Raw genomic sequence first — 20,585 nt, forward strand, 5'->3', positions numbered from 1 at the left:
CTTTGCAAAACACACTTTCAGTCGTTCGCATCTGCCAACCAGAAAAAATCGAATGTTCATGGAGATCGCACAATGAAGCGTCGCAGTTTGATCAAGGCTTTCACACTCACGGCATCCATTGCCGCGATGGGCATGACCTGGACTGTCCAGGCCGCCGAGACCATCAAGGTCGGGATTCTGCATTCGTTGTCCGGGACCATGGCGATCTCCGAAACGTCGCTCAAGGACATGGCGCTGATGACCATCGACGAGATCAACGCCAAGGGCGGCGTGAACGGCAAGATGCTCGAGCCGGTGGTGGTCGATCCCGCTTCCAACTGGCCGCTGTTCGCCGAAAAGGGCCGACAGCTGCTGACCCAGGACAAGGTCGCGGTGGTGTTCGGCTGCTGGACCTCCGTTTCGCGTAAATCGGTATTGCCGGTGTTCGAAGAGCTCAACGGCCTGCTGTTCTACCCGGTGCAGTACGAAGGCGAAGAGATGTCGCCGAACGTCTTCTACACCGGCGCCGCGCCGAACCAGCAAGCGATCCCCGCCGTTGAATACCTGATGAGCGAAGAAGGCGGCAGCGCCAAGCGCTACTTCCTGCTCGGCACCGACTACGTCTACCCGCGCACCACCAACAAGATCCTGCGCGCGTTCCTGCATTCCAAAGGCGTGGCCGACAAGGATATCGAAGAGGTCTACACGCCGTTCGGGCACAGCGATTACCAGACCATCGTCGCCAACATCAAAAAATTCTCCGCCGGTGGCAAGACTGCGGTCATTTCCACCGTCAACGGCGACTCCAACGTGCCGTTCTATAAAGAGCTGGCCAACCAGGGCCTGAAAGCCACCGACGTACCGGTGGTGGCGTTCTCGGTCGGCGAAGAAGAACTGCGCGGCATCGACACCAAACCGCTGGTGGGCAACCTCGCGGCGTGGAACTACTTCGAGTCGGTGGAGAATCCTGCGAACAAGAAATTCGTCGCGGACTGGAAAGCCTATGCGAAGAAACACAACCTGCCGGGCGCCGATAAAGCGGTGACCAACGACCCGATGGAAGCCACCTACGTCGGCATCCACATGTGGGCGCAGGCGGTCGAGAAAGCCAAATCCACTGACGTCGACAAGGTCCGCGAAGCGCTGGCCGGGCAGACCTTTGCTGCGCCGTCCGGTTACACGTTGACCATGGACAAGACCAACCATCACCTGCACAAGCCAGTGATGATCGGCGAAATCCAGAGCGACGGGCAGTTCAACGTCGTGTGGCAGACCGAAGGCCCGATCCGCGCACAACCGTGGAGCCCGTTCATTCAGGGCAACGACAAGAAGCCGGATTATGCGGTGAAGAGCAACTGAGGCGAATTCAGTTTTTGAGGCGAGCATGAGACTTCCCCCTCACCCCAGCCCTCTCCCTCAGGGAGAGGGGGAAAGGGAGCAGATCTACATGCTCTTCAAAGCCTGAGTTCGGCTCGAATTCGCAGGTCGCAGTACATCGCCCAAACACCTCGGTCAGTCCCCTCAATTTCAAGAGGGAGAGGGGGAAAGGGAGCCGATCTTCATGCTTTTCAAAGCCTGAGTTCGGCTCGAATTCGCAGGTCGCAGCACATCGTCCAGACACCTCGGTCAGTCCCCTCTCCCTCGGGAGAGGGTTAGGGTGAGGGGGCGGTTGAACAGGACACCACCAATGCCCACTGCCATACACCGCTTGCTTCTCGCCATCGCACTGTTGCTGCCGATGCTCGCTCACGCCGGCGACGCCGAAGACTTCGTCGCGGCCAATCCGATGCAACAGGCCAAACTGCTGGAAGCCTGGGCCGCGCAGCCCGATCCGGCGCGTATCGAATTGCTCAACGCCCTGCAGCAAGGCGAGCTGACGATCGACGGCCAAGCGAAAACCCTGCGCCTGAACAATCGCCTGCGGGGTCTGATCGACACCGCGATGGCCAGCCATCAATTGCTCGCTGCTGACGGCAAAATCCGTCTGAGCGCCGCACAGCAATTGCAGAAAAGCGCGAAACCCGCGCAGCTGAAGTTTCTCGACCAGCAGCTCGCTGGGGAAAAAGACCCAAGCGTCCACGCGGCCCTGAGCCTGGCGCTGGCCAATCTGCAACTGGTCGACAGCGACCCGGCGGTGCGCCTTGCAGCGGTGCGGTTGCTCGGTGAAACCGGCGACCCATTGGCCCGTACACGCCTCGAAGGTTTGCTCGAACCCGGAGTGGAAAGCGATGCCGGCGTGCGCACCGCCGCTGAAACCAGCCTCGCTCAGGTCAAGCGCAAACTGCTGATCGGCGAAGTGCTCGGCCAGGCCTTCAGCGGCATGTCGCTGGGCTCGATTCTGCTGCTCGCCGCCCTCGGTCTGGCGATCACCTTCGGCCTGCTCGGGGTGATCAACATGGCCCACGGCGAGATGCTGATGCTCGGCGCCTACTCGACCTATGTCGTGCAGTTGATGTTCCAGCGCTACGCACCGCAGGCCATCGAGTTTTATCCGTTGATCGCGTTGCCGGTGGCGTTTTTCGTCACCGCCGCCATTGGCATGGCACTGGAGCGCACAGTCATCCGCCACCTTTACGGTCGACCACTGGAAACGCTGCTCGCGACCTGGGGCATCAGCCTGATGCTGATTCAGCTTGTTCGTCTGGTGTTTGGCGCGCAGAACGTTGAAGTGGCCAACCCGGCGTGGCTGTCCGGCGGCATTCAAGTGCTGCCGAACCTGGTGCTGCCGTACAACCGCATCGTCATCATCGCTTTCGCATTGTTCGTGGTGGTGCTGACCTGGCTGCTGCTGAACAAGACCCGCCTCGGCCTCAACGTGCGCGCCGTTACCCAGAACCGCAACATGGCCGCCTGCTGCGGCGTGCCAACCGGGCGCGTGGACATGCTCGCCTTCGGTCTCGGCTCGGGCATCGCCGGATTGGGCGGCGTGGCGCTGAGCCAGATCGGCAACGTCGGTCCCGACCTTGGCCAGAGCTACATCATCGACTCGTTCCTGGTGGTGGTGCTCGGCGGCGTCGGCCAACTGGCCGGCAGCGTGCTCGCGGCGTTTGGCCTGGGCATCGCCAACAAGATTCTCGAACCGCAGATCGGTGCGGTACTCGGCAAGATCCTGATCCTCGCGCTGATCATTCTGTTCATTCAGAAACGTCCGCAAGGCCTCTTCGCACTGAAAGGACGGGTGATCGACTGATGAACCAGCCTCTGTTAGTCACGGCCACACAAAAGGCCGGGCCGAAAGTCACGCTCGCGGTCGGCGGGGTGATCCTCGCGCTGCTGATCGTTCTGCCGCTGCTCTCGTTGTTGTCGCCAGACAATGCCCTGCACGTCTCGGCCTACACGCTGACCCTGGTCGGCAAGATCCTCTGCTACGCCATCGTCGCCCTGGCGCTGGATCTGGTCTGGGGCTATGCCGGCCTACTGTCGCTGGGCCACGGTCTGTTCTTCGCCCTCGGCGGTTACGCGATGGGCATGTACCTGATGCGGCAGGCGGCCGGCGATGGCTTGCCGGCGTTCATGACTTTCCTGTCGTGGAGCGAATTGCCGTGGTACTGGACCGGCACCAGCAGCTTCCTCTGGGCCATGTGTCTGGTGGTGCTGGCGCCGGGGTTGCTGGCGCTGGTGTTCGGCTTCTTCGCCTTCCGTTCGCGGATCAAAGGCGTGTATTTCTCGATCATGACCCAGGCCCTGACCTTCGCCGGCATGCTCCTGTTTTTCCGCAACGAGACCGGTTTCGGTGGCAACAACGGCTTCACCAATTTCCGCACGATCCTCGGCTTCGGCATCACCGAACCGGGCACCCGCGCGGTGCTGTTTCTGGCCACGGTGTTGCTGCTGGTGGCGAGCCTGTTCATCGGCTGGCGCCTGGCGCAAAGCAAGTTCGGTCGGGTGCTGACGGCGTTGCGCGATGCGGAAAATCGTTTGATGTTCTGCGGCTACGACCCGCGCGGTTTCAAGCTGTTCGTCTGGGTGCTGAGTGCGGTGCTGTGCGGCCTGGCCGGAGCGCTTTATGTGCCGCAAGTCGGCATCATCAACCCCAGCGAAATGTCTCCGACCAACTCGATCGAAGCGGCGGTGTGGGTCGCCCTTGGCGGGCGCGGCACGCTGATCGGGCCGCTGCTCGGCGCCGGCGTGGTCAACGGCATGAAGAGCTGGTTCACCGTGGCCTTCCCGGAATACTGGCTGTTCTTCCTCGGCGCGCTGTTCATCGTCGTGACGTTGTACCTGCCCAAGGGCGTGATCGGTCTGCTGAAGAAACGAGGTGAACAATGAGAGTCACAGCGAGTGCTGAATTCATGCTGGAACCTGCGTTCTTTCCCGTGGAACCGAACAAGGACGAAGGCACCAGCCGCGACTCGATCGGCCTCGGCCAGCGCGTCGGCCCGGGCCTCGACACCCGCCACGGCACGATCCTTACCCTGGAAGACATCAGCGTCAGCTTCGACGGCTTTCGTGCGCTGAACAATCTCAACCTGTACATCGGCGTCGGCGAACTGCGCTGCATCATCGGCCCCAACGGCGCGGGCAAAACCACGCTGATGGACGTGATCACCGGCAAGACCCGGCCCAGCCACGGCAAGGCCTGGTTCGGCGAAACCCTGGATCTGACGCAGATGAGCGAAGTGCAGATTGCCCAGTCCGGCATCGGCCGCAAATTCCAGAAGCCGACGGTGTTCGAAGCCTTGAGCGTGTTCGAAAACCTGGAGCTGGCACAGAAGACCGACAAGTCGGTGTGGGCCAGTTTGCGTGCGCGCTTGAGTGGCGAGCAAAAGGATCGCATCAGCGAAGTGCTGGAGACGATTCGCCTGACCACCTCGGTCAATCGCCAGGCCGGGCTGTTGTCCCACGGCCAGAAGCAGTTCCTCGAGATTGGCATGTTGCTGATGCAAGACCCGCAATTGCTCCTGCTCGACGAACCGGTGGCGGGCATGACCGACGCCGAAACCGAGTTCACCGCCGAGCTGTTCAAATCGCTGGCGGGCAAGCATTCGCTGATGGTGGTCGAGCATGACATGGGTTTTGTCGGCGCGATTGCCGACCACGTCACGGTGCTGCACCAAGGCAGCGTGCTGGCCGAGGGCTCGCTTGAGCAGGTGCAGGCCGATGAGCGAGTAATTGAGGTTTATTTGGGACGATGAATCGGCCAGCTGCAAGCTGCAAGCTGCAAGCTGCAAGTAAAAGCCCTGTCATACCGCCCTGCCCTTGCTTTCGGCTTGAAGCTTGAAGCTTGAAGCCCAACTAACGGAGTTCCGATGCTACAAGTCCAACAACTTCATCAGTACTACGGCGGTAGCCACATCCTGCGCGGTCTCTCGTTTGACGTAAAAGTCGGCGAAGTCACCTGCCTGCTCGGCCGGAACGGCGTGGGCAAGACCACCCTGCTCAAATGCCTGATGGGCCTGCTGCCGGCCAAGGAAGGCGCGGTGAATTGGGAAGGCAAACCGATTACCACGTTCAAACCGCATCAGCGCGTGCATGCCGGTATCGCTTATGTGCCGCAGGGCCGTGAGATCTTCGGACGCCTGACGGTAGAAGAAAATCTGCTGATGGGCCTGTCGCGCTTTCCAGGCTCAGAAGCCAAGGAAGTTCCAGGTTTCATCTACGAACTGTTCCCGGTGCTGCTACAAATGAAGCAGCGTCGTGGCGGCGATCTGTCCGGCGGGCAGCAACAGCAACTGGCGATCGGCAGGGCATTGGCCAGCCGCCCGCGCCTGCTGATTCTTGATGAGCCCACGGAAGGCATTCAACCCTCGGTGATCAAGGAGATCGGCGCGGTGATCAAGCAGCTCGCGGCGCGCGGTGACATGGCGATTCTGCTGGTCGAGCAGTTCTACGATTTCGCCGCCGAACTGGCCGATCAATACCTGGTGATGTCGCGGGGCGAGATCGTCCAGCAGGGTCGCGGTGAAAATATGGAGGCCGAGGGTGTACGCGGGCTGGTCACGATCTAACGCGCCGGTCTAATCTGTAGCTTCCTAACGATAATCACAAAACCATGAATTCGATTGTTGCACCTGCCCTGTTTACCCCGAGCTGGCACGCCGAGCTGGAGCTGGCTTACGCGCGTTTCGGCGATTGCACGCGCCCGGTCATGCGCCGCCACCTCGGCCCGCTGCGCGTACAAAAGCATCTGTACGCCGAAGGCCCCGAGGTCTGCCAGCACATCATCGTCCATCCACCGGGCGGAATTGCCGGCGGCGATCGACTGGACATCAGCGCGCGCGTCGAACACAACGCCTGGGCACAGATCACCAGCCCCGGCGCCGCCAAGTGGTATCGCGCGGGCGGGCCGGCTTATCAGCAGCTCGACTTGCAAGTCGCTGCCGGCGCGACCCTGGAATGGCTGCCGCAGGAAACCATCGTCTACAGCGCCGCGCAGGCCGAGCTGAGCACAACGATCGAGCTTGAAGGCGATGCGCGGCTGTTCTACTGGGACGTGGTGGCGCTCGGTCGTCCGGCCAGTGGCGAGCGTTTTGACCTCGGGCATTTTCAGGCGCACCTGGACATCCGCCGCGATGGTCAGTTGCTCTGGCACGAACGGCAGCGCATTGTCGGTGCGGACGGTTTACTCGACTCGCCGATCGGCCTGGATGGGCAACCGGTGTTCGCAACGATGCTGGTGACCGGTGAGATAGACGCCGAGTTGCTGGAGCGCTGCCGCTCGCAGGGGCACGAAGTGCGTGGAGACTTGACCCAGTTGCCAGGGTTGCTGGTGGCGCGGTGTCTGGCCGGTGAAGCGTTACTCGCCCGCGCTTGGCTGATTGATTTATGGCGACTGCTAAGGCCTGCGCTGCTGGGCCGCGAAGCTATCGCGCCAAGAATATGGAGCACCTGAAACCCCGACCCTCACCCCCCGCCCTCTCCCGGAGGGAGAGGGAGCCTGACCGAGTCGTCTGAAATGAATTTATCTGCCTGAACGAATATTGCTGACTGAATTGGCCATTGAAAACAACCAAGATCAGTCCCCTCTCCCTCGGGAGAGGGCTAGGGTGAGGGGCTGCTCCAACTGAGACCCCCGCCGACAAGAACTTCACAATTCTGCCCTGATGGAACCCGAACCATGGACCTGACCCCACGCGAAAAAGACAAGCTGCTGATCTTCACCGCCGGCCTCGTCGCCGAGCGGCGGCTGGCCCGTGGCGTGAAACTCAATTACCCGGAAGCCATGGCCTACATCTCCGCCGCGCTGCTCGAAGGTGCCCGCGACGGCCAGACCGTGGCCGAGCTGATGCATTACGGCACCACCCTGCTCAGCCGCGAACAAGTGATGGAAGGCATCCCGGAAATGATCCCGGAGATCCAGGTCGAGGCGACGTTCCCCGACGGCACCAAACTGGTCACCGTTCACCAGCCGATCGTCTGAGGCCGCGCCATGACTTACAGCATTCGCGATGCGAGCCGGGCCGACCTGCCGGCGATCCGCGACATCTACAACGACGCCGTGCTCAACACCACGGCGATCTGGAACGAACAAGCGGTCGACCTCGGCAATCGCCAGGCATGGTTCGACGCGCGTCAGTTGCAGGCGTACCCGATTCTGGTGATCGTCGACCGTGAAAACGCAGTGCTGGGTTACGCCTCGTTCGGCGACTGGCGGCCGTTCGACGGTTTCCGCCACACCGTCGAGCACTCGGTGTACGTGCGCAGCGATCAACGCGGCAACGGCCTCGGCCCGCAACTGATGACGGCGCTGATCGAACGCGCCCGCACTTGCGGCAAACACGTCATGGTCGCCGCCATCGAAAGCGGCAACGCTGCCTCGATCCGCCTGCACCAGCGCGCCGGTTTCAGCATCACCGGGCAGATGCCGCAAGTGGGCACCAAGTTCGGCCGCTGGCTCGATCTGACCTTCATGCAGTTGAACCTCAATCCCGGCGCACAGCCGCCGGGTGCCCACAAGGAGTGATGTCGATGAACGCCGCCCAGTTGCGCCGCGTCAACGCTGAGAGCTTTGCCCACTATCGCCAGGGCCTGATCGATCTGCTGCTCGACGCCGTCGGTTACGGCGCCAGCGTCGGTTTTATGGCCGACCTCGATGCCGCGCAGGCGCGCGCGTATTTCGATGAGGTGCAGGACAACATCAACAAGGGCAGCACGCTGCTCTGGGTGGTGGTGAAGGACGAGCAGGTGCTGGCCAGCGTGCAACTGGGCCTGTGCCAGAAGGCCAATGGTCTGAACCGCGCCGAAGTGCAGAAACTGCTGGTGCGCGAACACGCGCGTCGGCGCGGTCTCGGTCAGCAACTGATGCAGGCGCTGGAACTCGAAGCGCCCAAGCACAAGCGCGGCATGCTCTATCTCGACACCGAGGCCGGCTCGCCGGCGGAAGATTTCTACAAGGCGCTGGGCTACGTGCGCGCCGGCGAAATCCCTGATTACGCCTGCGATCCCAACGGCACCTATCGCCCGACCGCTCTCTATTACAAAGTCCTGCAAGGAGCCCAGCGATGATTCCTGGCCAATACCAGATCCAGCCCGGCGACATCGAACTCAACGTCGGCCGTCGCACCCTCAGCCTGAAAGTCGCCAACAGCGGCGACCGGCCGATTCAGGTCGGCTCGCATTTCCACTTTTTTGAAACCAACGACGCGCTGACCTTCGATCGCGCCGCCAGTCGCGGCATGCGCCTGAATATTCCAGCGGGCACGGCGGTGCGCTTCGAGCCGGGCCAGAGTCGTGAAGTCGAGCTGGTCGATTACGCCGGGCATCGCCGGGTGTTCGGCTTTGCCGGCCGCATCATGGGTGATCTCTAAACAACACGGTGCCCGCTCTGGCCCCTTCGCGAGCAGGCTCGCTCCCACATGAGAACGCGATCAAATGTGGGAGCGAGCCTGCTCGCGAAAGCGAGTAATGCGAGCGATTTCAGACCCAATTGAATCTCAAGGCATGCCCATGAAAATCTCCAGACAAGCCTACGCCGACATGTTCGGCCCCACCGTCGGCGACAAGGTGCGCCTGGCCGATACCGAGCTGTGGATCGAAGTCGAGAAGGACTTCACCACCTACGGCGAGGAAGTGAAATTCGGTGGCGGCAAAGTCATCCGCGACGGCCAGGGCCAGAGCCAGTTGCTCGCCGCCGAAGTGGTCGACACGCTGATCACCAACGCGCTGATCATCGACCACTGGGGCATCGTCAAGGCCGACGTCGGCCTCAAGGACGGGCGCATCGCCGCGATCGGCAAGGCCGGCAACCCCGACGTGCAGCCCAACGTGACCATCGCCATCGGCGCCGGCACCGAAGTGATTGCCGGCGAAGGCATGATCCTCACCGCTGGTGGCATCGACACCCATATCCACTTCATCTGCCCGCAGCAGATCGAAGAAGCATTGATGAGCGGCGTCACCACCATGATCGGCGGCGGCACCGGTCCCGCCACCGGCACCAACGCCACCACTTGCACCTCCGGCCCGTGGCATCTGGCGCGCATGCTCCAGGCCGCCGATGCCTTTCCGATGAACATCGGCCTGACCGGCAAAGGCAACGCCAGCCTGCCGGAGCCGTTGATCGAACAGGTCAAGGCCGGCGCCATCGGCCTCAAGCTGCACGAAGACTGGGGCACCACCCCGGCGAGCATCGACAACTGCCTCAACGTCGCCGACCAGTACGACGTGCAGGTGGCGATCCACACCGACACCCTCAACGAATCCGGCTTCGTCGAAACCACCCTCGGCGCATTCAAGGGCCGCACCATCCACACCTATCACACCGAAGGTGCCGGTGGCGGCCACGCGCCGGACATCATCAAGGCCTGCGGTTTCCCCAACGTGCTGCCGAGCTCGACCAATCCGACCCGGCCGTTCACCCGCAACACCATCGACGAACACCTCGACATGCTGATGGTCTGCCATCACCTCGACCCGAGCATTGCCGAAGACGTCGCCTTTGCCGAAAGCCGTATCCGCCGCGAAACCATTGCCGCCGAAGACATCCTCCACGACCTCGGCGCGTTCTCGATGATCAGCTCCGACAGTCAGGCCATGGGCCGCGTCGGCGAAGTCATCACGCGCACCTGGCAGACCGCCGACAAGATGAAAAAACAGCGCGGCCCACTGCCGCAGGACGGTGAGGGCAACGACAACTTCCGCGCCAAGCGTTACATCGCCAAGTACACGATCAACCCGGCGATTACCCACGGCATCAGCCATGAAGTCGGCTCGATCGAAGTCGGCAAGTGGGCCGATCTGGTGCTGTGGCGCCCGGCGTTTTTCGGCGTCAAGCCAACGCTCATCCTCAAGGGTGGCGCGATCGCCGCGAGCCTGATGGGCGATGCCAACGCCTCGATCCCGACACCGCAACCGGTGCACTACCGCCCGATGTTCGCCAGCTATGGCGGCTCGCTGCACGCCACCAGCCTGACCTTTATCAGCCAGGCGGCGCAGGAGGCCGGATTGCCAGAAGCCCTGGGATTGAAGAAGCAGATCGCTGTGGTGAAGGGCTGCCGCAACGTGCAGAAAACCGACCTGATCCACAACGACTATTTGCCGAACATCGATGTCGATCCGCAGACCTACCAGGTCAAGGCTGACGGTGTGTTGCTGTGGTGCGAGCCGGCGGAAACGCTGCCGATGGCGCAGCGCTATTTTCTGTTCTGATGAAGGCGTGCGCTGAATACGGACGCGCACGTCCGTATTCATTCGCGATCGCTCAGGCAGTCACGGAAACAACTTCGCGATGTCCGCGTCGCTGTAGTTGTAATTGATGCGTAACTCGGTTCCTGCCGGAATATCTTCGGTAGCGAAAATGGCGTTGAGAATGAAGTCGCGGGTGACCAGTTCCTTGCCTATCGACTGTTGCGCTTCAACATCGAATGGCACGAATTCGACGTTATAACCATCCGTGGCCTGGCGAACCGGCTTGCCCGTTGCGTTGTACCAGAAATGCGTGTTGATCCGGGAGATGATCGTGTCCCCGACCATCGCCAGTTGGACGGGGACCAAATACCCAGGGCCCGGCTGGTAACGCACGCCGACCTTCATGGTGTACGACTGCTGGGCGAGCGGCACAAGATGTCCTGGCATGATGGCACCAGCATAGACGCCGACCACCTCGCCTCGGCTGATGCGCCGGTTGGCGACCACCATGGACTGGCCGACCAGCGCCCGCTCTCCGGGCGCCCGCATGTCCGCCTCGGTGAACAGTCGCCATTGCAGCTTTTCTTCATACAACCGCGCGACATTCTCGTAGGCGCCAAACTTGATGTACGGCTTGATCTGCTCGGAGGTGTATCGGCCGCCGTCTTCGAAACGCACGAGGGTCTGGAGCTTCTTGATGCGAACAGGTGTGCCGGCGATGTCGCGGAATGGATATTTACCGTTATTGGCTCGATCGTAGACCCCGGGCCGATTGTTGAGGAAAGAAAACCGCGTTTCGCTACGCATCGCACTCAATTCGTCAGCAGTGAAGGGTTTGACGGCCATCGACTCGGACGCCAGATGAAAATGTTCATTTGCCGCACCGACATCGTCGGACAGCTCTTCAACGGCAGACTCATATTCTTCATCACTGTGCCGCGCCACCCTGCGGCTTTTACCGGGTACAACGGCGGCGTCCGGCGACGCGCTGGAGTCCTCCAGCGCGTACCAGTGCTTGTTCAATGGATCGTAGGCAAGTAACGGGCCGGAAGGCTGCAGCTCGCTGGACAACCGGGCCCGATGCAGACCGGTCTCGGTATCGACGCCGATCAGCACCGTACCACCGCCCTGCAAGTCCGCGTACTGGCGCCCTTTGAATACGCGAAACCCGTCAAAGTCCGCTTGCGGTAGAGGTGCTGTCGAGGCAATCAGGTAACGCTCCAGCGCGGAGGTTCCAACCGCTGGAAAGGAAGCCGACGTAGACGGCGTCGGGTGGATGTGCACACTGTGCGGCGCTGGCGCAGTTTCCATGTGCTGAGTGCTACCGCCGGGTTCGCTGGTATCGAGCGGGGTCTTGCGAATGAACGGACCGGGGGTCAGGTGCGGCGGCTCGATACCGTGCGTGGCGGAATCCCGGGATGTGCGCCCAGGGGTGGTGATATCGACGGTGCCCGGCTTGGGCGGCTTGGGTCTGACTGGCATTGACAGGCTTCCTTGCAAAAATTGCGCAGCGCTGGCCAGTCTGGCTGGCGCTACGACAGTCGGCATCCATTGCCAACATGTGCCCGGAAAGCTATCAGACCATGCCGACAGTTAACACGGGATGACACACCCGCAAACACTAAACCGGTAGAGCCGGGAATGTCTCCGGGCGTTCGAGGGATTGTCTCTCCGGACGGCCTCAACAACTGCGGTGCGCCGTTGCCCGCCAGACAGATGACGGCCTGTTTCAGCCGAAGAACAAATCCAGATCTCGTGGAGAATAGTTGTAATTGAGCCGCAGCTCTTTGCCGGCAGGGATATCGGCCGAGGCGAAAATAGCGCCGAGTTCCAGATTTCTGAGGATCACTTGCGCGCCAGAACGATCCTCGACCTGCACCCCAAACGGCACGGTCTCAACGTTGTACCCACCGGGTGCCTGGCGTATCGGCCGGCCGTTTTTGTTGAAGATGAAGTTGGTGTTGATTCTGGAGACGATGTTATCACCGACAATGGCGATTTTTACCTCAACGGCCCTGCCTCCTTCTATCGCAATGCCACTGGCTGCTTTTAGGGCGAAAACCTGTTCTTCACGCGAGAGAAAACCATAAGGCACCATATCCCCGCCATAAACGCCAATCACTTCGCCTTTGCTTATTCGACGGTTCGCCACCACCATGGACTGCCCCACAAGTGCCCTTTCCCCGGGCACGAGAATGTCGGCTTCGGTAAAAGTACGCAGTTGCAGTTTCTCTTCATAAAGCCTCGCGACAGCTTCGAACCCACCGGCTTTCAAGTAAGGCACAACCGGTTCCACGGTATAGACGTTGCCGTTGGCCAGAGTTGAAGTACCCTCAATCGACTTGATAAACATCGGCAGGCCGCGCGCGCCACGAATCGGGTATTTGCCATTGTTGGCGCGATTGTATGAACCAAGTTTATTGTTTGCCGCTGAATAAGGCTCGATCAGCCGCATCATGCTCAGTTCTTCACTGCTATAGGGCTGGAAGGGCATGGACTCGGAAGCCATTTCGAAGATCTCGTCGGCAGACGATTTACGCGGCACAAATTCCGGTGCCAGCACGAAGTCTTCATCGGAGTCTTCGGCTTTCATACCGCCCTTGCGGCCCCGACGTTTCCATAACCCAAGCGCGTCCGGAGCGGCGATGATTCCGCTACTGAGTAATGTCGACGGGTTCTTCGGCTCGCGTACCTGCAGCAGGTAATGCCGGCCGTCGCCCGCATCGGGCTGCGGGGCCGTAAAGTATTGTTTACCGTTGAACTTGATTTCCTGCGCCTTGCCTGCGGCTGAACGCAGAGCGATGGAGTCGGACATGTCCAGCGGATACCAGAAATCGTTCGCCGGACCACGGACCAACATTGGCCCGGATGGATTCAGTTCGCTTGCCAGCCTGGCCCTTTGCTGACCTGCCGCAGGGTCGAAGGCGGCCTGCACCGTGCCGACACCATGAACATCGACGTAGCGACGGCCCTTGAAAACCCTGAAACCCTGCGCATCGGCGTTGGGCAATGCGCTTATCTCTGGAACCAGGTAATCATGCAGCGACAGCGCCGGCACGTCAGTTGAAGCGCCGGAAATGCCCGATGCTTCGTGCACATGCACTCTGGGCAGTGCCCCTGCAACATCGACTTCGGGCACGCTCCTGCCAGCAGCGGATGCATCAGCCGCAGTGCTTCGGGTTACAGAGTCCAATGATGGACGCAGCAGTGTTTCAGGCTGAAGAAGGGGTGTATCGGAAGTCGGCCGCGGACGATGTTGAACATCATTTTTTACCTGGCCGCTGACCGGGGGTTTTACTTTCACTGGCATGAATACTCTTCCTTGTAAGTCATAGCCGACATCCGCTTTGCACGGATGGGCCTGGTGACCGGCGTCCATTGCCGGCCATTATGCGGAAAACTATCAGACCGAACTGGCGGTTAACACCAAGTGAAACACCCGCAAACATAACCCGATGGGAGCCTGCTCGCGAAGGGACAAGCTGCGCCGTGAAGACATCTGACGCCTACTCAACCACCAACCGCCCCAACCGCTGGCGCAACATGCGGTTCTCGGCGCGCAACTGCTTCACCTCATCCAGCAGATCCAGCGCCAGCGCGACGCCTTCCCACTCCAGTTCCAGATCACGGCGCAGCTTCGCCGCACGCTTGGCCAAGGCCAATTCGTAATCGGTGAAGCGCCATTCCCGGGGCTGCGCGCCCTGAGGTTCGAGGATGCCGTGCTCGACGATTTCGATCACGTAGACGTCCGACAAGTCGGCCGCCTCACAGAATTCTGCCAGGTCCAGTTGAACGATCAGGGGGCTGCTCATGATGGGCTACTCCGTCGTCGGGTTCAGAAGTTCTCTCGCGGATTGAAGGCGGCTTTCTTCGCCAGTTCCTGCCACAGCGCCTTGACCTCATCGTCGGAGGCTTTCGGCATCACGGCCTTGAGCTGCACGAACAGATAACCGCGTTCGCCGGCCTTGTTCAGCAGGCCATGGCCCTTGGCGCGCATGCGCTGGCCGTTCTGGCTGCCGGCCGGGACCTTGAGGTTGATCTTGCCGGTCAGGGTCGGCACGGCCACTTCAGTGCCCAATGCCAACTCCCATGGAGCCAGCGGCAAGGTGATGATCAGGTTTTCGCCTTCGACATCGAATTTCGGGTGCGGCGCAAACCGAATGGTCAGGTACAGGTCGCCATTGGCCCCGCCACCGATGCCCGGTGCGCCCTGGCCCTTCAGGCGAATCCGCTCGCCGTCGGTGACGCCGGCCGGAATCTTCACGTTCAGGCTTTTGCTGGTGTTGCTGACGTGCTGGCCGTGCGCGTTGTATTGCGGCACCTGAAAGGTGACTTTCTTCGATTCGTTCGACAGGGTCTCTTCGAGGAAGACCGGCAGTTCCATTTCCACGTCTTGCCCTCGGCGTCCGCGTGATTGGCGGCTCTCGGCGCCACCAAAACCGGGGCCGCGATTGCCGAAGATCGAACTGAAGAAGTCCGAGAAGTCGCCCGTGTCGCCACCGCCGCCACCGAAGCCGCCACGGCTCTGCCAGCCCGGCGGGCCCTGGAACGGCTGACCATGCTGACCATAACGGCGCAGTTCGTCGTATTCGGCGCGCTTGTCGGCGCTTTTCAGCGCTTCATAGGCTTCCGAGGCGTCCTTGAACTTGGCCTCGGCGTCTTTTTCCTTGCTGACATCGGGGTGGTATTTGCGCGCCAGCTTGCGATAGGCCGCCTTGATGGCCTTGTCGTCGGCTGTCGGCTCCACGCCGAGTATCTTGTAATAGTCTTTGAAGTCCATGGAAGGATCACCATCCGTTATCGATTTCGCGCCGAGGCCAGCATGCGCCCGATTGGCACGTGCCGGGTTGACCGATCTCAAGTTTGTGACCGGGTGGCGCCGCAGAAGTTTATCGGCAGTGGACGACGGTTCTTGCGACCGCCGGTGTGTCTGCCGGCCCATGCCAGCAAGTTTGGGGCGAAGCGGCGCTTTTCAAGCTGTCTGCCGGCGAAATAGCGGATGACCGGCCTTCGAATCTGCCGCGCACTGGCATACACTGCGCGGCCGTTTTTTCACCGGAAACCGAAAGACATGAAAGACGCCTCTCCAGCCCGCGCCTGCGGCATCGACTTCGGCACGTCCAACTCCACCGTCGGCTGGCTGCGCCCCGGCATGGACACCATGATCGCGCTGGAAGACGACAAGATCACCCTGCCGTCGGTGGTCTTCTTCAACATCGAGGAACGTCGCCCGGTCTACGGTCGCCTGGCCCTGCACGAGTATCTGGAAGGCTACGAAGGCCGGCTGATGCGCTCGTTGAAAAGCCTGCTCGGCTCCAAGCTGATCAAGCACGACACCAGCGTCCTCGGCACAGCAATGCCGTTCAAGGACCTGCTCGGGCTGTTCATCGGCCAGCTCAAGAGCCGCGCCGAAACCGCCGCCGGTCGGGAATTCGAGCAAGTGGTGCTGGGCCGTCCGGTGTTCTTCGTCGATGACGATCCACTGGCTGACCAGGAAGCCGAAGACACCCTGGTCGAGGTGGCGCGCAAGATCGGTTTCAAAGAGGTTTCGTTCCAGTACGAACCGATCGCGGCGGCATTCGACTACGAGTCGACCATCGAGAAAGAAGAGCTCGTGCTGATCGTCGACATCGGCGGTGGTACCTCCGACTTCTCGCTGGTGCGCCTGTCCCCCGATCGTCGTGGTGTCGATAACCGTCACGACGACATCCTCGCCACTGGCGGTGTGCACATCGGCGGGACCGATTTCGATAAACAGCTGAGCCTGCAAGGCCTGATGCCGCTGTTCGGCTATGGCAGCCGGATGAAGAGCGGCGCCTACATGCCGACCAGCCATCACATGAACCTGGCGACCTGGCACACGATCAACTCGGTGTACTCGCAGAAATCCACGCTGGCGCTGGGCAGCATGCGCTACGACATCGAAGACACCGGCGGCATCGATCGCCTGTTCAAACTGATCGAACAGCGCGCCGGCCACTGGCTGGCGATGGAAGTGGAAGAAACCAAGATCCAGCTGACCCACGCCGACAGCCGTCATGTGCCGCTGGACCGCATCGAAGCCGGGCTGAGCGTCGAGCTGAGCCGCGCGTTGTTCGAATCGGCGATCGAGGCCTTGCTGGAGCGCGTGCGCGGCAGCGTTACGCAATTGCTCAATGATGCCGGCGTGGCGGTCGATCAGGTCGACACGGTGTTCTTCACTGGTGGTTCGAGCGGCATCCCGGCCCTGCGCAACAGCGTCTCGGCGATGCTGCCGAACGCGCGGCATGTCGAAGGCAACATCTTTGGCAGCATTGGTAGCGGTTTGGCGATTGAAGCCCGCAAACGCTACGGCGTTTAACGCCAGCTACAAGCTTTAAGCTGCAAGCGACAAGCAAGAGCAAAAGCAAAAACAAAAACAAAAGCCGCTGCAGCTTTTGCCTTTGCTTTTACTTGCCGCTTGAAGCTTGCAACTGAAAGCTGCTTTTCAAACCATTCCTCCGAGCTTCAACTCACTCTTCAGATACGCGTAATAAATCGGCCCCGCCACCACCCCCGGCAAACCGAACGCGGCTTCGAACACCAGCATCGCCAGGAGCAACTCCCAAGACTTGGCACTGATCTGCCCGCCGACGATGCGCGCGTTGAGAAAGTATTCGAGCTTGTGGATCACGATCAGGTAGCCCAGCGCGGCGATTGCCACCCAGATCGACAGCGACAGGCCGACGATGGTGATCAGCGTGTTCGACATCAGGTTGCCGATCACCGGCAGCAGGCCGAGCAGGAAGGTCAGCACGATCAGGGTTTTGGTCAGCGGCAGCTTGATGCCGAACATCGGCAGGATCACCGCGAGGAAGATCCCGGTGAACACGGTATTGAGCAGGGAAATCTTGATCTGCGCGAAGACAATGTTGCGAAACGCCTGCACCAGCAGATGCAAACGGTCGAACAAAGCGGCGGCCAGCGGCTTGCGCTTGGTCACGTCGGGGATGCGCTGCAGGGCGATGATCGCGCCGAGCACCATGCCGATCAGCAGGGTGACGAACATGTGCGCGGCGTCCTTGCCGACCAGTTGCAGGTCGGCCAGATGCTTGCTCGCCCACTCGCCGATCGCCACGCGAAATTCCGCTGCGCTGGCCGGCAGATAAGCGTCGATGAACGGCGGCAACTGCCCGCGCGCGCGATCGACCACGCCCATGAATTTATCGAGCGAGGCGCCGGGGTTTTCCGCTTCATGCAGGAGGAAACTGATGGCGCCGGCGAAGATCAGCGCGAGCGCACTCACCACCAGCGTGCCGAGCAGCGCCACCGCCAACCAGCGCGCACGCCGCCCTTCGATCAGCCGTTGCAATTGCGGGGTGAGCATGTTGACCAGCTCGAACACCAGCAAGCCGGCGAGCAGGCTCGGCAGCAAGCGCAGCGGCAGCACCAGCAGCAAACCGCCAAAAATGATGATGCAACTGACCCAGAACACAACATGACGCTGAGAAAACGTTGGCATACAGCCTCAAAACGAACGGCGTGAAAGGATGGGCAGTCTGCCAGCGATCCGGGGTTAGCACTAGGGATATGCGGGGTTTCGGATTTTCGTGCAACGCGTGCGATTTCCCCCTCACCCTAGCCCTCTCCCAGAGGGAGAGGGGACCGATTGGAGGTTGCTGGAGAAATTTGCCGACCTGAACGTGCAGCGCCGAATCCGCCATCGACTCGGTATTTCAGACCACAGTGCCTGTCAGTATCCATGCGGTCGGTCCCCTCTCCCTCCGGGAGAGGGTTAGGGTGGGCAAATCTCAAGCCGACCGAATCAATCGGACACGCATGGCGCCCGCTTATTTCTTCTTCAGGCACTCACTCATGAACGCCTTGCGCGCATCGCCGGTCAACGCCTTGGTTTTCGCATCGGCATTGCAGGTGGTCATCTTCTGCTGTTGCGGAGTCAGCACCTTGCCGTCGTTGGCCGCCGGTGCCGCTTTCAGGCAGGTGCTCATGAACGCCTTGCGCTCGTCGCCCTTCAAGCTTTTGGCCGTCGCATCGGCATTGCAGGTGGTCATCTTGTTCTGTTGCGCCGTGGCGGCGAAACCCTGGGAACACACAAGCAGCCCGATCATCAACAACGGCACACGCAACATCTTCATGGAGTTTTCTCCTTGTTGCCGCACCGATGGATGCGGCCTCTGTCGCAGTGTAGTCAAAGCTTGTTACACCTTCCTGCCCTCGAGGTGGCTGCGCCGATACTGCTCCGGCGTGCACCCGGCCTGGCGGGCGAACATGGCGATGAATGCCGAGCCGCTGCTGTAGCCGAGGTCGAAAGCGATTTCCTGCACCGAACGCGAGGTTTCCAGCGCCTCGATCGCCGCCAGATAACGCAAGCGCTGACGCCACTCGCCAAAGCTCATTCCTAGTTCCCGAACAAATTGCCGAGCCAGGGTGCGCTCGCTGACATGCACCTGCGCGGCCCAATGCGCCAACGGTTGGTTGTCGCCCGGCGCGGCCTGCAAGGCGTCGAGAATCGTCAGCAAGCCGGGACTGCTCGCATACGGCAGGTAACATTCCTGCACCGGTGCCTGTTGCAGTTGATCGACCAATACCTGGGCCAGACGCTGATCGGCCTCATGCTCGGGAATCTTCACATCGCGGGCAGCGAAGTCCTTGAGAATCGCTTTGAGAATATCGCTGATCGCCAAGGTGCAGGCCCGCGCCGGCAACCGTGTGCAAACACTTGGATCAAGACACACCGCGCGATAGTTGACCGGCTGATAACTATAGAAACTGTGCTCGACCTCGGGCGGCACCCACACCGCATACTGCGGCGGCGACATGAAGCGGCTGCCGTCAACATCCATGTGCAGCACGCCATGAGCCGCGTATTCCAGCGTGCCCCACGGATGGCGATGCGGCGCGGCATATTCGTGGGCGTTGAAATCGGCGTAGCGAAAGTACACCGCTGACGGCAGTTCGCTGAAATCGAGCAGATCGATGTGTTTGCTGTTCATGCTGTCCGGATGCAGAGGCAGGTTGTCCGGTTCGCAGTATAGGCCGGCATCCAGACAGGCGATAATCGCGCTTCATCAACGTTCTGGTTTTGTCCCATGCAATACGCGTTTCCCCTGCTGGCGATTTTCATCTGGGCCGGCAACACCGTGATCAACAAACTGGCGGTCGGCGCGATCTTCCCCGCCGAGATCGGTTTCTATCGCTGGCTGCTCGCCGGCGTGCTGTTCACACCATTCATGCTGAAGAAAGTCATCGCCCATTGGCCGCAGATTCGGCCGAACCTGGGGCGGATTTTCATCCTCGGCGTGCTCGGCATGGCGGTATATCAGAGCCTCGCCTATTTCGCCGCAACACTCACCACCGCGACCAACATGGGCATCATCCTGTCGCTGATGCCATTGATGTCGCTGGCCATGGCGATCATCAGCCTCGGCCAGCGCCTGACCGCTGGTGCCTTGGTCGGCGCGGTGCTGTCGTTCGCTGGCGTGCTGGTGGTGGTGTCATCCGGCAGCCTCGATGCGCTGCTGCAACACGGGGTCAATCTGGGCGATGCGATGATGCTGATCGCCACGCTGGCCTACGCGGTTTACAGCACGCTGCTGAAAAAGTGGCAACTGCGCCTGCCGCCACTGGTGCTGCTGTACTTGCAGGTGCTGGTGGCGATTGTGGTGTTGTTTCCATTGTTCGCTGCTTCGCCAAAGACCGGGCTGAACCTGCAGAACGTGCCGCTGGTACTGTATGCATGCCTGCTGGCCTCGATGGTCGCGCCGCTGGCGTGGATGCAGGCGGTGCAGCGACTGGGGCCGAGCCGGACGACGCTGTTTTTCAATCTGCTGCCATTGATTACCGCGCTGATTGCAGCAGTGGTGTTGAAGGAACAGTTGGCGATGTATCACCTGGTGGGCGGGTTGCTGACCTTGGGTGGGGTGGTTTTGTCGGAGCGCTGGACGACCGTTTTGGGCCGCCGGGCCAGCGTCGCCTGATTGAAAAGATCGCAGGCTTCGGCAGCTCCTACAGGGACCGCATTGCAAGGTAGGAGCTGCCGAAGGCTGCGATCTTTTGATTTT

20 protein-coding genes are annotated in these 20,585 nt (G+C 61.0%); 13 read left to right on the forward strand and 7 right to left on the reverse strand.

The window, feature by feature from the left end:
* The first annotated feature begins 72 nt into the window (after positions 1 to 72).
* The 11 genes from urtA (at position 73) to ureC (ending at position 10,566) form a co-directional block, all read left to right on the forward strand.
* Complete coding sequence (gene urtA, locus KVG85_RS17385) at positions 73 to 1,338, forward strand: urea ABC transporter substrate-binding protein (protein ID WP_056787644.1); 1,266 nt, start codon at positions 73 to 75, stop codon at positions 1,336 to 1,338.
* Between the two features lie 328 nt (positions 1,339 to 1,666).
* Positions 1,667 to 3,169 (forward strand): urea ABC transporter permease subunit UrtB, encoded by a 1,503-nt coding sequence (urtB, locus tag KVG85_RS17390; protein ID WP_217864479.1) that lies wholly within the window; start codon positions 1,667 to 1,669, stop codon positions 3,167 to 3,169.
* Complete coding sequence (gene urtC, locus KVG85_RS17395) at positions 3,169 to 4,248, forward strand: urea ABC transporter permease subunit UrtC (RefSeq protein ID WP_056787639.1); 1,080 nt, start codon at positions 3,169 to 3,171, stop codon at positions 4,246 to 4,248. Before urtB ends, urtC begins: the two co-directional genes overlap by 1 nt.
* Complete coding sequence (gene urtD / locus KVG85_RS17400; protein WP_437182188.1) at positions 4,245 to 5,114, forward strand: urea ABC transporter ATP-binding protein UrtD; 870 nt, start codon at positions 4,245 to 4,247, stop codon at positions 5,112 to 5,114. The genes urtC and urtD overlap by 4 nt, the downstream gene beginning before the upstream one ends.
* Before the next feature lie 114 nt (positions 5,115 to 5,228).
* The gene (urtE, locus tag KVG85_RS17405; RefSeq protein WP_056787636.1) at positions 5,229 to 5,927 is read left to right on the forward strand and encodes an urea ABC transporter ATP-binding subunit UrtE; all 699 of its coding nucleotides are present in this window, start codon (positions 5,229 to 5,231) and stop codon (positions 5,925 to 5,927) included.
* A 44-nt stretch (positions 5,928 to 5,971) separates the two neighbouring features.
* Positions 5,972 to 6,811 carry an urease accessory protein UreD gene (locus KVG85_RS17410; RefSeq protein ID WP_217864480.1) on the forward strand — a complete coding sequence of 280 codons (840 nt, stop codon included), beginning with the start codon at positions 5,972 to 5,974 and terminating at the stop codon, positions 6,809 to 6,811.
* A gap of 225 nt (positions 6,812 to 7,036) precedes the next feature.
* A complete protein-coding gene (gene ureA / locus KVG85_RS17415; protein ID WP_003221215.1) occupies positions 7,037 to 7,339 on the forward strand; it encodes an urease subunit gamma in 303 nt (100 codons plus the stop codon).
* 9 nt (positions 7,340 to 7,348) lie between these two features.
* Positions 7,349 to 7,882 carry a GNAT family N-acetyltransferase gene (locus KVG85_RS17420; protein ID WP_217864481.1) on the forward strand — a complete coding sequence of 178 codons (534 nt, stop codon included), beginning with the start codon at positions 7,349 to 7,351 and terminating at the stop codon, positions 7,880 to 7,882.
* A gap of 5 nt (positions 7,883 to 7,887) precedes the next feature.
* Positions 7,888 to 8,424 (forward strand): GNAT family N-acetyltransferase, encoded by a 537-nt coding sequence (locus KVG85_RS17425; RefSeq protein WP_073471741.1) that lies wholly within the window; start codon positions 7,888 to 7,890, stop codon positions 8,422 to 8,424.
* A complete protein-coding gene (locus KVG85_RS17430; protein ID WP_095180936.1) occupies positions 8,421 to 8,726 on the forward strand; it encodes an urease subunit beta in 306 nt (101 codons plus the stop codon). Before KVG85_RS17425 ends, KVG85_RS17430 begins: the two co-directional genes overlap by 4 nt.
* A gap of 139 nt (positions 8,727 to 8,865) precedes the next feature.
* Positions 8,866 to 10,566, forward strand: coding sequence for an urease subunit alpha (ureC, locus tag KVG85_RS17435; RefSeq protein ID WP_217864482.1), 1,701 nt, complete (start codon positions 8,866 to 8,868; stop codon positions 10,564 to 10,566).
* A gap of 60 nt (positions 10,567 to 10,626) precedes the next feature.
* Here the strand turns inward: ureC and KVG85_RS17440 are convergent, their stop codons facing one another.
* The 4 genes from KVG85_RS17440 to KVG85_RS17455 all read right to left on the reverse strand — a co-directional run bounded on the left by KVG85_RS17440 (position 10,627) and on the right by KVG85_RS17455 (position 15,325).
* Positions 10,627 to 12,027 carry an SET domain-containing protein gene (locus KVG85_RS17440; protein WP_225926684.1) on the reverse strand — a complete coding sequence of 467 codons (1,401 nt, stop codon included), beginning with the start codon at positions 12,025 to 12,027 and terminating at the stop codon, positions 10,627 to 10,629.
* 247 nt (positions 12,028 to 12,274) lie between these two features.
* Positions 12,275 to 13,855 (reverse strand): hypothetical protein, encoded by a 1,581-nt coding sequence (locus KVG85_RS17445; protein WP_225926685.1) that lies wholly within the window; start codon positions 13,853 to 13,855, stop codon positions 12,275 to 12,277.
* 196 nt (positions 13,856 to 14,051) lie between these two features.
* Positions 14,052 to 14,357, reverse strand: a complete 306-nt coding sequence (locus KVG85_RS17450) for a chaperone modulator CbpM (protein ID WP_016771896.1) — start codon at positions 14,355 to 14,357, stop codon at positions 14,052 to 14,054.
* Positions 14,358 to 14,380: 23 nt separating this feature from the next.
* Complete coding sequence (locus KVG85_RS17455) at positions 14,381 to 15,325, reverse strand: DnaJ C-terminal domain-containing protein (RefSeq protein WP_024011397.1); 945 nt, start codon at positions 15,323 to 15,325, stop codon at positions 14,381 to 14,383.
* A 291-nt stretch (positions 15,326 to 15,616) separates the two neighbouring features.
* Here KVG85_RS17455 and KVG85_RS17460 point away from each other — a divergent pair, with 291 nt between their 5' ends.
* The gene (locus tag KVG85_RS17460; protein ID WP_217864483.1) at positions 15,617 to 16,885 is read left to right on the forward strand and encodes an Hsp70 family protein; all 1,269 of its coding nucleotides are present in this window, start codon (positions 15,617 to 15,619) and stop codon (positions 16,883 to 16,885) included.
* A 126-nt stretch (positions 16,886 to 17,011) separates the two neighbouring features.
* Here KVG85_RS17460 and KVG85_RS17465 read toward each other — a convergent pair whose 3' ends face one another.
* The 3 genes from KVG85_RS17465 to KVG85_RS17475 form a co-directional block, all read right to left on the reverse strand.
* Entirely contained in the window at positions 17,012 to 18,025 is a 1,014-nt protein-coding gene (locus tag KVG85_RS17465; RefSeq protein ID WP_016771899.1) for an AI-2E family transporter, read from the reverse strand.
* 328 nt (positions 18,026 to 18,353) lie between these two features.
* Positions 18,354 to 18,659, reverse strand: a complete 306-nt coding sequence (locus KVG85_RS17470) for a PsiF family protein (protein WP_217864484.1) — start codon at positions 18,657 to 18,659, stop codon at positions 18,354 to 18,356.
* 63 nt (positions 18,660 to 18,722) lie between these two features.
* Entirely contained in the window at positions 18,723 to 19,517 is a 795-nt protein-coding gene (locus KVG85_RS17475; RefSeq protein WP_217864485.1) for an AraC family transcriptional regulator, read from the reverse strand.
* A 96-nt stretch (positions 19,518 to 19,613) separates the two neighbouring features.
* Here KVG85_RS17475 and KVG85_RS17480 point away from each other — a divergent pair, with 96 nt between their 5' ends.
* Positions 19,614 to 20,501, forward strand: a complete 888-nt coding sequence (locus KVG85_RS17480; RefSeq protein ID WP_217864486.1) for a DMT family transporter — start codon at positions 19,614 to 19,616, stop codon at positions 20,499 to 20,501.
* Positions 20,502 to 20,585 lie beyond the last annotated feature (84 nt).

This window comes from Pseudomonas triticicola, assembly GCF_019145375.1.
GTDB lineage: Bacteria > Pseudomonadota > Gammaproteobacteria > Pseudomonadales > Pseudomonadaceae > Aquipseudomonas > Aquipseudomonas triticicola.